The 11,913-nt window shown below is 70.2% G+C and carries 11 protein-coding genes; 3 read left to right on the top strand and 8 right to left on the bottom strand.

All coding sequences use genetic code 11. The annotated features are described in order from the left end of the window. Window positions 1–12 precede the first annotated feature (12 nt). The 5 genes from MFF58_RS12415 to MFF58_RS12435 form a co-directional block, all read right to left on the bottom strand. Window positions 13–2,103, bottom strand: a complete 2,091-nt coding sequence (locus MFF58_RS12415; protein ID WP_238287731.1) for a methyl-accepting chemotaxis protein — start codon at window positions 2,101–2,103, stop codon at window positions 13–15. Window positions 2,104–2,383: 280 nt separating this feature from the next. Next, window positions 2,384–3,133: an HAD-IA family hydrolase gene (locus tag MFF58_RS12420; RefSeq protein ID WP_238287732.1), complete on the bottom strand. Its 750-nt coding sequence runs from the start codon at window positions 3,131–3,133 to the stop codon at window positions 2,384–2,386. Then, entirely contained in the window at window positions 3,127–3,813 is a 687-nt protein-coding gene (gene rpe / locus MFF58_RS12425) for a ribulose-phosphate 3-epimerase (protein ID WP_238287735.1), read from the bottom strand. The genes MFF58_RS12420 and rpe overlap by 7 nt, the downstream gene beginning before the upstream one ends. A gap of 127 nt (window positions 3,814–3,940) precedes the next feature. Beyond that, a complete protein-coding gene (locus MFF58_RS12430; protein ID WP_238287736.1) occupies window positions 3,941–4,801 on the bottom strand; it encodes a phosphoribulokinase in 861 nt (286 codons plus the stop codon). A gap of 34 nt (window positions 4,802–4,835) precedes the next feature. Continuing rightward, the gene (locus MFF58_RS12435; protein ID WP_238287738.1) at window positions 4,836–5,891 is read right to left on the bottom strand and encodes a class 1 fructose-bisphosphatase; all 1,056 of its coding nucleotides are present in this window, start codon (window positions 5,889–5,891) and stop codon (window positions 4,836–4,838) included. A 182-nt stretch (window positions 5,892–6,073) separates the two neighbouring features. Here MFF58_RS12435 and MFF58_RS12440 point away from each other — a divergent pair, with 182 nt between their 5' ends. Beyond that, on the top strand, window positions 6,074–7,021 hold the full coding sequence (locus MFF58_RS12440) for a LysR family transcriptional regulator (RefSeq protein WP_238287739.1): 948 nt from the start codon (window positions 6,074–6,076) through the stop codon (window positions 7,019–7,021). Beyond that, window positions 7,018–8,259, top strand: coding sequence for an NAD(P)/FAD-dependent oxidoreductase (locus MFF58_RS12445; protein ID WP_238287741.1), 1,242 nt, complete (start codon window positions 7,018–7,020; stop codon window positions 8,257–8,259). Before MFF58_RS12440 ends, MFF58_RS12445 begins: the two co-directional genes overlap by 4 nt. Before the next feature lie 8 nt (window positions 8,260–8,267). Here the strand turns inward: MFF58_RS12445 and MFF58_RS12450 are convergent, their stop codons facing one another. The 3 genes from MFF58_RS12450 to MFF58_RS12460 form a co-directional block, all read right to left on the bottom strand. Then, window positions 8,268–9,509, bottom strand: coding sequence for an MFS transporter (locus MFF58_RS12450; RefSeq protein WP_238287742.1), 1,242 nt, complete (start codon window positions 9,507–9,509; stop codon window positions 8,268–8,270). A gap of 82 nt (window positions 9,510–9,591) precedes the next feature. Next, window positions 9,592–10,497, bottom strand: a complete 906-nt coding sequence (locus MFF58_RS12455; RefSeq protein ID WP_238287743.1) for an amino acid ABC transporter substrate-binding protein — start codon at window positions 10,495–10,497, stop codon at window positions 9,592–9,594. Window positions 10,498–10,607: 110 nt separating this feature from the next. Next, window positions 10,608–11,279, bottom strand: coding sequence for a glutathione S-transferase family protein (locus tag MFF58_RS12460; RefSeq protein ID WP_238287744.1), 672 nt, complete (start codon window positions 11,277–11,279; stop codon window positions 10,608–10,610). A gap of 188 nt (window positions 11,280–11,467) precedes the next feature. On the opposite strand from MFF58_RS12460, the gene MFF58_RS12465 reads away from it, so the two are divergent. Continuing rightward, complete coding sequence (locus MFF58_RS12465; RefSeq protein ID WP_238287748.1) at window positions 11,468–11,848, top strand: response regulator; 381 nt, start codon at window positions 11,468–11,470, stop codon at window positions 11,846–11,848. Window positions 11,849–11,913 lie beyond the last annotated feature (65 nt).

The following is an 11,913-nucleotide window of genomic DNA, read 5'->3' on the forward strand; positions in this document are numbered from 1 at the left end:
CGCCCCATTGCGTCAGGCGGCCCGGACGGTCGCCAGGAAGCGTTCCACCTCGTCCGTGAGGTGCTCGGACTGGAGCGACAGTTGGGTCGCCGAGGTCAACACCGCTCCGGCCGCCGCCCCGGTGTTCTCCGCCGCCCCGGCCACCCCCGCGATCGTGCCCGTGACCGCGCTCGTGCCGATCGACGCCTGCTCGACGTTGCGGACGATCTCCTGCGTGGCCGCATCCTGCTCCTCGACGGCGGCCGCGATCATGGCCGCCACGGTGCTGATCTCTCGGATGCGGGCGGCGATCACCCCGATCGCCGAGACCGCCTCGCCGGTCGCGCCCTGCACCTGACCGATCTGCCGGCCGATGTCGTCGGTGGCCTTCGCGGTCTGGTCGGCCAGCGCCTTGACCTCGGCGGCCACCACCGCGAAGCCGCGACCGGCCTCGCCGGCGCGGGCCGCCTCGATGGTGGCGTTGAGCGCCAGCAGGTTGGTCTGCGCCGCGATGCCGGAGATCAGCCCCACGACGTCGCTGATCCTGGTGACGCTCCCGCTGAGAGCCTGCACGAGGGCAGCCGTCTGATCCGCCTCGCCCACCGCGGCGCGGGCCAGGTCGGCCGACCCGGAGACCTGCCGGCCGATCTCCTTCACGGAGGCACCGAGTTCCTCGGCGGCGGCCGCAACGGTTCCGACGTTGGAAGCGGCCTCGGCGGCGGCGGCCGCGACCTGGGTCGACCGGTCCGCGGTATCGGCCGCCGTGGTGGCCAGGTTTTGCGCCGTGGATTGCAAGGCGCCCGCCGAGGACGAGACCATCCCGACGATCTCGCCCGCCGCCCGCTCGAACGTATCGGCCATCCGGTGCATGGCCGCCCGGCGCTGCGCCTCGGCGCGACCTCGGTTCTCGACCGCATCCCGTTCAAGGTCTCGGGTCCGGAGCAGATTGTCCTTGAACACCTGCACGGCGACCGCCATGTCGCCGATCTCGTCGTTCCGCCGCGTGCCGGGCACGGGCGTGTCGAGGTGCCCCGCGGTGAGCCGGCGCATCGTGTCGGCTAAGCCGAAGAGCCGCCGCACCACATGGAACTGCACGATCAGGATGGCCGCCACCACCAGGCCCGCCGCGATCAGGATGGCCGCGACGGCGAGCTGCAAGCCCCAGCGGGCCCGGGCCGCAACCGCCCGCGCCCGGCCCAGGGCCGAATCGATGACCGCGAGCGCCGCGTCGGCGATCGTCTGCTGGGCGAGGATCGTCTCGTCCCACTCCGCGCTCGCAATCGAGATCTCACGCCCGGCGGCGACGTCGGCGAGGGCGACCCGCCGGATCTCGGCCAGCCTCCCGGTGAAGTTGACGGCGTCCGCCCGGTCGTAAGCCGCCTTCACGGCGGGATCGAAGTCCGCGGTCGCGACGACGCGGCGGGCGAGCGTCCAGGCCGACCGAGCTTCGGAAGCGGCCGCATTCAGCTGCGTCCAGTCGGCCGGCGTGGCGGGCCGGCCGATGGTCAGCAGTTCGCTCACCTGGGACGCGACGCGGCTGCTGGTCGTCCGGGTGAGCCAGGTCGCGGCCCGCGCATCCAGGAAACTGCCGAAATCGGATTCCGTCGCCTGGATCTCGGCTTCCGCCGCATCGGACGCCGCCTCGAACGCGACCAGCGCGCTGAGTCCGGCGTCGCTCAGCGTCTGCCGCAATACCGGATCGCGTGCCGCCGCGGGCTGGTCGAACGCTGCGTCGAGGGCTGGGCGGAGGCGCCGCAAGTCGTCCACGTGGATCCGGAGTTCGGCGCTCTTCGCCGCCAGGGGGGCATCGCCCAGGCGGTCCAATTCAGCCAGCGCATCGTCGACGGCGGCATCGAAGATATCGCGGGCTTCGAGCGCGATCTGGCGCTGGACACGGCCGGCATCGGGTTCGAGCAGGAGCGCGTTCAGGGACCAGCCCCGCTCGGCGCGGAGCTGATTCAAACTGGCGAACAGGTTGCGATCGATTTCCACGTATTCGGCCGCCCGGACCGCAGTATCGAGCCGTGTCTTGCTGCGCGCGACGTCCAAGGCAGCGATCGCGATGGCCATGACGCTCGCGAGCATCAGAATAGACATCAGGACGAACCGAATCGAGAGGCGCATCGCGATCATCCGACAAACTTAGGATCAACAACGATCCCATGTTTTTAACTTGAATGATCTTTATCATCAAGAGAAAATTCATGATATCTAATAAGGTATCGCGGATCTAAATTATTCTGATGCTATAAGTCACCATACTCAATCTGCGAATGTTCAGAAGTTTTCGGTCCATTCGAGCAATATTTGATCGCCGTCTGCACGTCGATGATCGGCACAGCTGCGGCGTCGGAACGATCGTCGGGCGTCCCGGGAGGATCGGTCGGGACCGCGCCGGCCGCGTTTACCGACGGCCCGCGTGCCAGTCCTGCAGGGCCGCCAGCGTCACCACATGACCCGGCCATGCCAGCCCGGCGAGATGCCGATGAGGGCGACCCGGCTCGCCGAGATCGGACACCGCCGAGAAGGCACCGTCGAGCCGGTGGCTCTCGGTGTAGCGGCTGCGGGTCGCGAGGACCGGCAGGCCGGCGCCGCGGGCCGAGGCGATGCCGGCAGTCGAATCCTCGAACGCCACCGCCTCCGTGGCGGCGACATCCAGGCCGGCGAGCGCCAGCAGAAAGATATCGGGGGCCGGCTTCTTGCGCTTCGCCTCGTCGCCGGACGCGATCACGTCGAAGGGTTGGGCACCCGGCGGGAAGTTGACGGCCAGGAGTTGGTCGACGTTCGGCCGACTGGTGGTGGTGGCGATCGCGAGCCGGATCCCGGCCCCCCGGGCCTCGGCGACGAGTCGGGCAATCCCGGGGCGCAGGGGCAACCGGCATTCCGACAGGAGTTCGCCATACCCGGCGGTCTTGCGGGCGTGAATCTCGGGAGCCAGCGCGTGGAGCGCGCCCGCCTCGGCCGCGTGCTGCGTGTCGATGTAGTGGGCAAGGCGCTCCTTGCCGCCCATCACGGTGAGCAGGTCGGCGTAGAGCGCCGCATCCCAGTGCCAGGGCAGGCCGACGGCCGCGAAGGCGCGGTTGAAGGCCTGCCGGTGCAGGTCCTCGGTCTCGGCGAGGGTCCCATCGACGTCGAAGATCAGCGCCCTCAGCACGTGAGGTCGCGACCGGAGGCGCCCTCCGCGCTCTCACGGATCGCCGCGATGCGCTCCGCGTAGGCCTGCGGGCCGCCGCTGAAGACCGCGTTGCCGGCCACGAAGGTGTCGGCGCCGGCACGGCTTGCCGCCTTCACGGTCTCGGCATCAATGCCGCCGTCGACCTGGATGCGGATGTCCCGACCGGCCGCCATGGCCCGCACCCGGGCCACAGCCTCCATGCTGCTCTTTAGGAACTTCTGGCCGCCGAAGCCGGGATTGACGGTCATCACCAGCACCAGATCCACGAGGTCAAGCACTGGCTCGACCATCGTCGCGGGGGTACCGGGATTGATCGCCACGCCCGCGCGCTTGCCGAGGTCGCGGATGGTCTGGAGCGAGCGATGGATGTGCGGCCCGGCCTCGGCGTGGACCGTGATCCCGTCGGCGCCGGCCTCCGCGAAAGCGGCGAGGTAAGGATCGGCCGGGGCGATCATCAGGTGAACGTCGAAGAACTTGTCGCTGTGCGGCCGGAGCGCCTTCACCACCGGTGGCCCGAAGGTGATGTTGGGCACGAAGTGGCCGTCCATCACGTCGAGGTGGATCCAGTCGGCCCCGGCCGCGTCGACGGCGCGGGTTTCTTCCGCCAAGCGCGCGAAATCGGCCGAGAGGATCGATGGGGCGATAACGGGAGGCAGCATCACGGATCTTCCAACAACAATCGGGCTGAGATGGCGTTCGGCGCACGGGCCGGCCCCACCTGGTCCCTCATCCTGAGGTGCCGGGTGGGAGCGACGTTTCAGGTGGTTCCACGGTGCGCCTCCCCGGTCAGGCCAGCCGGCGCCGCCGCTCGACGAGCTGCATGATCATCGGCGTCAGGATCAGCTGCATGGCGAGATCCAGCTTTCCACCCGGGATCACGATGGAATTGGCCCGGCTCATGAAGCTGTCGTGGATCATGGAGACGAGGTAGGAAAAATCGATCCCCTTCGGATCCTTGAAGCGGATCACGACCAGCGACTCGTCGGCGGTGGGGATCCAGCGGGCGATGAACGGGTTCGAGGTATCGACCGTCGGCACTCGCTGGAAGTTGATGTCGGTGAAGGAGAATTGCGGACAGATGGTCTGCACGTAGTCGGGCATGCGCCGCAGGATCACGTCCGTGACGGCGTCGGTGGAGTAACCACGGAACGAGCGGTCCCGGTGCAGCTTCTGGATCCATTCGAGGTTGATCACCGGCACGACGCCGATCTTCAGGTCGGCGTAACGGGCGATGTCGACGTCCGGGTCGGCCACGCAGCCGTGCAGCCCCTCGTAGAACAGAAGATCGGAATCCGGCGGGAAGGACTCCCACGCGGAGAAGCTGCCCTCCGGGATGCCGTAGGCTTGCGCGTCGTGGGCGTCGTGGGCGTAATGGCGGGTCCGGCCAGTCCCGGCCTCGGCGTAGCTGCGGAACACAGCCTCCAGTTCCGGCAGCAGGTTCGCCCGCGGCGCGAAATGGGACAGGGTCGGCTCGCGCGCCATCATGGCCCGCATCGTATCCCGGTCGAAGGCGTGGAAGCCGTCGCCCTCGATGAACACCGCCCGCACATCCTCCCGGCGGAAGATCTGCTCGAAGGTGTTGCGCACCGAGGTGGTGCCGGCCCCGGAGGATCCGGTCACCGAGATGATGGGGTGCCGCGCGGACATGTCCCTGGACTTCTCCCTGGACTTCGCGTTGCGCCTAAGACCGTATCAGGCCGCGCTGGCCGAAGAGCGGCGAGCGGCCGGCATCGGGCTTGCCGCCGCCGTAGTAGGTCGCGACGCAGTCCACCTCCTCGGTGGAGCCGCAGACCAGCGGCGCCCGCTCGTGGATGCCGGTGGCCACGAGATCGAGGATCCGCGTCTGTCCATCGGTGGCGGCGCCGCCGGCCTGCTCGATCAACATCGCCACGGGGGCGACCTCGTAGAGCAGCCGGAGGCGGCCGCGAGCGTAGTTCTTCCGCGCGTCCCCCGGGTAGAGAAACACGCCGCCGCGGGTCAGGACGCGCTGGATGTCGGCCACCAGGGAGGCCAGCCAGCGCATGTTGTAGTCCTTGTCGCGCGGGCCCTCGGTGCCGCGCTGGCAATCCTCGATGTAGGCCTTGACCGGCGCATCCCAGTGCCGGGCGTTCGAGGCGTTGATGGCGAATTCCTTCGCGGAGGCCGGCACCGACATGGCCGGGCTCGTGAGGCGGAACGTGCCCTCGGCACGGTCCAGCACGTAGCATTGGGTGCCCTCGCCGAGGGTCAGGATCAGCGCGGTGGCCGGGCCGTAGGTCACGAAACCGGCGGCGATCTGCGCCGAGCCGGGGGTCGTGAACGAGGCCAGGGGGTTGGCCGGATCCTTGATCGACGGCCGGATGCCGAAGATCATGCCCACCGCCATGTTCACGCCGATGTTCGACGAGCCGTCGAGGGGGTCGATGGCGACCGCCAGCGGCGCGTCCGGGTTCAGCCGCATCACCTCCTCGGCCTCCTCGGAGGCGACCTCGGCGACCGGCGCACTCCGCAGGGCCGCCGTCACGCTCTCGTGAGCGATCACGTCGAGGGCCTTCTGCACGTCGCCGTCGCTGTTATGGTCCCCCGCCGCCGCGAGGTCGCCCCCGAGCGCACCGCGCCCGATCCGCTCGCTGATCTCGACCGCCGAGCGGGCCACGGCCGCGATCACCGCGGCAGCGTCCGTCAGCGCCGGGTCCGCTTTCACGGCCTGCGCGAGGCACGTCTCGAGGGGCGTCCCGATCGCCGCTGAAATTGCCATCGGCCTACTCCTCCTGCTCGGATCCCGTCCGTCGGGATCGTGCGTTCCGCGCCGGCTCTGTAGCGGCCGTCCAGGTCCCAAGATAGCGGTCTCTGTCTCCGGATCGACAAGAACCCGCGTCCAGACCGCCAAGATTTCTGTTCGGTCTTGTGCCATAGGACGAAAAAAACGAGATGTCCGCCATGCGCAACCTCTCCCTCAAGCAGCTTCAGGCGGTCGCTGCGGTCGCCCGCCTCGGCACCATGACCCGGGCGGCGCAGGAGCTGAACGTCACCTCCGCCGCGCTCTACGCGCGCATCCGGCAACTGGAGGAGGAGGCCGGGCTGCTGCTGTTCGACCGCACGCCCGGCGGCCTCAAGCCGACCGATGCCGGACGCGAGATGCTCTGGGCCATCGACAGCATCAACACTGTCCTGGAGACCTGCACCGACCGGCTGCGGACCCTGCGCGGCGCCGAGGGCGGGCGCGTGGCGCTCGGCGTCGTGTCGACCGCCAAGTATTTCGCGCCGCAGGTGATCGCCGGGTTCGTCAAGAAGCATCCCGGCGTCGAGATCAGCCTGTCGGTGCGCAACCGCGGCCAGACCGTCGAGGCCCTGCGCGGCTACGAGATCGATTTCGCCCTGATGGGCCGCCCGCCCCGGGATTTCCCGATCGAGGCGGCAACCTTCGGTCCGCACCCGATCGTGCTGATCGCCCCCCCGGATCACCCCCTCGCGGGCAGGGCCGGCCTGAACCGGGAGGATCTCGCCGATCAGCCGTTCTTCCTGCGCGAGGAGGGCTCGGGCACCCGCATGGTCTTCGAGGAGTTCATGGCCGGCGTCCTGGTGAAGCGGGCGCCGCTCGACATCGACACTGGGTCGAACGAGACCATCAAGCAGGCTGTCATGGCCGGGCTCGGCATCGCGTTGCTCTCCGTCCACTCGGTGGCGGCCGAACTGGAGAGCGGACGCCTCGTGCTCCTCAACGTGAAGGGCCTGCCGATCCGGCGGGACTGGTACGCGGTCCGCCGCGCCGACAAGGTGCTGGGCCCGGCGGCTTCCGCGGTCTGGTCCTACCTGATGGCGGAGGGCGCGCGCAGCCTGCCGGGCGTCGCGCAGAGCGGCTTGGCGCTCACGGGAGTCCGGGCTTGAGCGCGGCCGGGATCGTCGTCGCCGGCGCGGGACAGGCGGGCTTCCAGCTCGCCGCCTCCCTGCGCGAGGGCGGGTTCAGGGACCCGATCACCCTGGTGGGCGACGAGGCCGCCCTCCCCTACCAGCGTCCGCCCCTGTCGAAGGCCTACCTCGCCGGGAAGACCGACCAGGCGGGGCTGTTCCTGCGGCCGCCGGGCTTCTTCGCCGAGCACGCGATCGGCCACCGGCCGAGCATCCGCGCCGTCGGGGTCGACCGGGCGGAGCGCCGCCTGCGCCTCTCAGACGGCGCGAGCCTGCCCTACGACCACCTGGTGCTCGCGACCGGCGCGCGCAACCGGCCCCTGCCAGTCCCGGGCGCCGACCTCCACGGCGTACACCAGCTGCGCGGCCTCGCGGATGCCGACGCGCTCAAAACGGAGATCGAAGCGGCGCGGGCGATCGTCGTGGTGGGCGCCGGCTTCATCGGTCTCGAATTCGCGGCCGTGGCGGCCGCGCGCGGCCTTCCCGTGACGGTGATCGAGGCGGCCGAGCGTCCGATGGCCCGGGCGGTCTCGGCGGAGATGGGGGATTTCTTCCGAGGCGCCCAGGAGGGGATGGGCGTGCGCTTCGCCTTCGGTGCCGGCGTCACCGCGATCCTCGGGCGGGACGGGCATGCGGCCGGTGTCGCGCTGGCCGATGGCCGGGACCTCGTCGCCGACCTCGTCCTCGTCGGGATCGGCGTGCTGCCGAACCGGGAGCTCGCCGCGGAGGCGGGCCTGCCGGCCGAGGACGGGGTGCGGGTCGACGCGTTCCTCGCCACACCCGACCCGGCCATCTCGGCGATCGGCGACTGCGCCCGGTTCCCCAGCCCCTTCGCCCGGGGGCTCACGCCGGACGGCACGGTGCGCATCGAATCGGTGCAGAACGCCATCGACCAGGGGCGCTGCCTCGCGGCCCGGCTCGTCGGAAAACCCGCCGTCTACGGGGCGCTGCCCTGGTTCTGGAGCGACCAGGGCCCGCACAAGCTGCAGATCGCCGGGCTGTCGGGCGCCGGCGACGCCAGGGTGGTCCGCGGTTCCGGCAACGCCTTCTCGGTGTTCCGCTTCCGCGACGGGCGCCTGAGTGCGGTGGAATCCGTCGACCGGGCGGGCGACCACATGATCGCCCGGCGGCTCCTCGCGGTCGGGACGCCGCTGACACCGGAACAGGCAGCCGATCCGGCCTTCGACCTCAAGGCGTTGGCGCTGCAGCGGCCCTGACGATCCGCTCAGCCCGGGAACGCGACGGGGGGCGACTTCTGCCGCAGGGCGATGGCGGTGCCGATGCCGAGCGCCAGGATGGTGACGGCACAGGCCGCGAGCGCTCCGAACTGGCCGAGGCCGATCAGGGCCTGCCCGATCACCGCGACGCCGAGCGCCTGCCCGCAGAAGAACGAGAAGGCGTGGAGCGCCACCGCCGAGGCGCGGGCGGTGGGCGCCACCTCGGTCACCTGGGTTTGATAGGTGTTGTGCAGCATGTAGAATCCGAGGCCCATGGCGGTGAGCGCGGCGCAATCGACCTGCCAGGAACCGGCGAGCCCGACCACCGTCAGGGACACGCCGCAGATCAGGCCGCCGCCGATCAGCATCCGCGGCAGGCCGAGCAGCCGCACCAGCAGGCCGACGAGCGCCGAGTAGAGCAGGCCGCCGACCGCGAACCCCGCCAGCACGAGCCCGGCCTCGCGGGGGCCGCCCTCCCCGCGGGCCTCGATCAGAGGAGCGAGGTGCGGGAACACGCCGAAGATCGCGATGGCCTCGATGAACACCGCCGAGAACAGCACCCGCGCCCGGGGATTGCCCAGGATCGTCCGATAGCGCCGCACCGCCTCGCCGAAGGCCGGCCGCCGGGCGGGAGCCCGGCCGGTCCGATCGAAGCCGAACACGGTCGCCCCGCAGGCGACGGCTGCCACCACAGCGGTGACGGCGAAGACACCGCGCCAGCCGATCGCCGCCTCGATCAGGCCCGCGAAGGTCGAGCCCGAGAGCTGGCCGAGGATCACCGCGACCAGGAACCGCCCGATCGCCACCTGCCGGCTCTCCATCGGCACGCGGTCGCCCAGCAGCGCCAACGAGAGGGGAATGCAGCCGCCGGCCGCCGCCCCCGCCAGCATGCGCAGGCCGAACAGGCTACCGATATCCGGGGCGACGCTGCACAGGGTGAGGGCCACGGCGAGCACCGCCAGGCAGGTGCTCATCACCCGTTCCTTGCCGAGCGCGTCGCCGATCGGCCCGAGCACCGGCTGGATGAACGCGTAGGGCAGCGCGAAGGCGGTGGAGAGCAGCGCCACCGTGTGGGCGTCGCTCGCGAGATCCCGGGCGAGCACGCCGACGAGCGGTTCCACCGAGCGAAGCGCGAAGGTGCTGCCGAACCCCGCGCAGGCCAGCACGACGATCAGGCGCGGGATCGACGTGGCCGGCGCCGCGGGACGCGTCGCGGCGGGGGTGAGCGCCGATTCGGTGCTGTCGGTCATGGGGACGCTTCGCGACGCGGTCTAAACCAGACTCGCGGCATCGCATCTCCACCGCCGCAGCGGAACCCCGCCGCGCGACAGATCAGCGTGCGTAGAACGCCGGATCCGCCTCGTCGGTCGGGTGCGCGAACGCCCAGCGCAGGGCGGAGGAGAGCGGCACGTTGTAGTTGAGGCCGCGCGGCGGCACGGGCTTCAGGAACCAGCGATCGTAGATCGTCGCGATCTCGGCGCTGCGGTAGAGGTCGGCGGTCGCCCGGTCGACCACCGCCTTGAACGCCGGATCGTCCCGGCGCAGCATGATCCCGTAGGGCTCCGGGTTCGACAGGGTCTCCTGGCTGACCACGTAGGCGGCGGGATCCTTGGATTGGGCCGCGACGACGCTGAGCTGCACGTCGTCCATGACGAAGGCCGCCGCCCGGCCGGTCTCCACGAGGAGGAAGGCCTCCGGAACATCCTTGGCGGCGATCACCGTGATGCCGAGCTTCCGCTCGTTGTTGGCCTTGATCAGCATCAGGATGTTGGTGGATCCGGCCACCGACGCGACGGTCTTGCCCCGCAGGTCGTCCAGCCCGGCGATATTCTGGTCCTTCTTCGACACGAAGCGCGTCGCCGTCAGGAAGTGGGTGTTGGTGAAGGCCACCTGCTTCTTGCGGTCGGCGTTGTTGGTCGTGGTCCCGCATTCGAGGTCGACGGTTCCGTTGGTGATCAGCGGGATCCGCGACGAGGAGTTGACGAACTCCATGGCGACGCCGAGGGCGGGCATCTTCAGCTCGCGCTTCACCGCCTCGGCGATCTTCAGGCAGATGTCGACCGCGAAGCCCACGACCTTCTGGTTCTGATCGAGGTAGCTGAACGGAGGCGCGGTATCCCGCACGCCGAGCACCAACCTGTTGCTGTCCTGGATCTTCCTGAGAGTGCCGGTGCGTTCGCCCGCCTGGGCGGATGTGCCGAGAAGAAGGGCGGCGAGGACGGGAGCGAGCAGACGCATGGGCGGGGCTGTTCCAGTGGCGCGGTGGGAGAACCGGATCCGTCGGCCGGGAGCCCGACCGCGCACCGGATCGAGCTCCCGATGGCCTCAGCAAGAGTCCGGCCGCGCGCTCACGTGGCCGCGGCGGCATCGGCCGCGGCGGCATTGGCTTCGGCGGCATGGGTCTCGGCAAGCTGCGCATCCGCCGCCGCGACCTTCCGGGACGCCGGTCGGGACCGGATCCGCTCCACATAGGCGGCCAGGACCGGCGCGGGCTCGACGAGACCGAAGCCCATCGTCCAGCCCAACGCGCCGCCCCACAGGATGTCGGCCGCGCTGAAGCGCTCGCCCAGCAGGTACGGACCCGGCGTCAGCGCCCCCGTGATGCCCGCGATAACGCTGTCGTAATCGGCGTAGGCCGACAGGCCCCGGGGGCCCGGCTCCCGCTTCAGGTGGCGGTCGATCACCGCAGGCTCGTAGCAGGACCCGTAGAACACCATCCAGCGCAGGTAGGTCGCGCGTGCCGGGTCGGTCGCCGCAGGGGCGAGACCGGCCTCCGGGAACAGATCGGCGAGGTAGAGGTAGACGGCGGCCTGCTCAGTCACCAAGGCCTCGCCGTGGCGGATGGCCGGCACCTTCGCCATCGGGTTGATCGCTCGGTAGGCGTCCCGGAGATGCTCGCCGGCGCGCATGTTGAGCGCGTGCAGCCGGTACGGAACACCCAGCTCCTCGAGCAGCACGCGCACCCCCGATGAGCGCGTATTGGGTGAATGATAGAACTCAATGTCGGGTTTGTTTGCCATACTGTCCCTGCCAGTATCGTCGATTCGCGCGGCAGCACGCTCTTACCGGGCGGGGGCCGGGTCAACCGCGGTTCCGGCCGCCGTGGTGCGACGGACCGGAATCGCGGCAGGTGCGTTGGGCGATTGTGCGATGCCGCGCGTTGGGGTGCCGACCGGCGCCGCGCGGGCCGGGGGTGCGAGTTTTTTCGATGGCGAAGATTCTGTTGGTCGAGGATCACGAAGAGATCTGGGACTTCCTCTCCCGTCGCCTCAAGCGGCGCGGCTACGAGGTGATCCTGGCGCATGACGGCGAGGCCGGTGTCCGCCAAGCCCGGTCGGGCCAGCCCGACGTCATCCTGCTCGACATGAACCTCCCGGTCCTCGACGGCTGGTCGGCCGCCCGTGCGCTGAAATCCGGCTCCGACACCCGGGCGATCCCGATCATCGCGCTCACCGCCCACGCCATGTCGGGGGACCGGGACAAGGCGATCCAGGCCGGCTGCGACGACTACCATCCGAAGCCCGTCGATTTCTCCAAGCTCCTCAGCCAGATCAGCGCCGCCCTGGGCGAGACCGCGCAGGCGGGCTGATATGACTCCCGACCTGGTTCCCGGCCCCCGCGCCGCCCGTCCCGACGCCGCGGAAGCGGTCGTCC

It is taken from the genome of Methylobacterium longum (assembly GCF_022179385.1).
Classification (GTDB): Bacteria; Pseudomonadota; Alphaproteobacteria; order Rhizobiales; family Beijerinckiaceae; genus Methylobacterium; species Methylobacterium longum.

Coding starts and splice junctions, on each gene's coding strand:
- MFF58_RS12415 (WP_238287731.1), bottom strand. CDS start 2,103: ATGCGCCTCTCGATTCGGTTCGTCCTGATGTCTATTCTGATGCTCGCG.
- rpe (WP_238287735.1), bottom strand. CDS start 3,813: ATGCTGCCTCCCGTTATCGCCCCATCGATCCTCTCGGCCGATTTCGCG.
- MFF58_RS12430 (WP_238287736.1), bottom strand. CDS start 4,801: ATGTCCGCGCGGCACCCCATCATCTCGGTGACCGGATCCTCCGGGGCC.
- MFF58_RS12435 (WP_238287738.1), bottom strand. CDS start 5,891: ATGGCAATTTCAGCGGCGATCGGGACGCCCCTCGAGACGTGCCTCGCG.
- MFF58_RS12440 (WP_238287739.1), top strand. CDS start 6,074: ATGCGCAACCTCTCCCTCAAGCAGCTTCAGGCGGTCGCTGCGGTCGCC.
- MFF58_RS12450 (WP_238287742.1), bottom strand. CDS start 9,509: ATGACCGACAGCACCGAATCGGCGCTCACCCCCGCCGCGACGCGTCCC.
- MFF58_RS12455 (WP_238287743.1), bottom strand. CDS start 10,497: ATGCGTCTGCTCGCTCCCGTCCTCGCCGCCCTTCTTCTCGGCACATCC.
- MFF58_RS12460 (WP_238287744.1), bottom strand. CDS start 11,279: ATGGCAAACAAACCCGACATTGAGTTCTATCATTCACCCAATACGCGC.
- MFF58_RS12465 (WP_238287748.1), top strand. CDS start 11,468: ATGGCGAAGATTCTGTTGGTCGAGGATCACGAAGAGATCTGGGACTTC.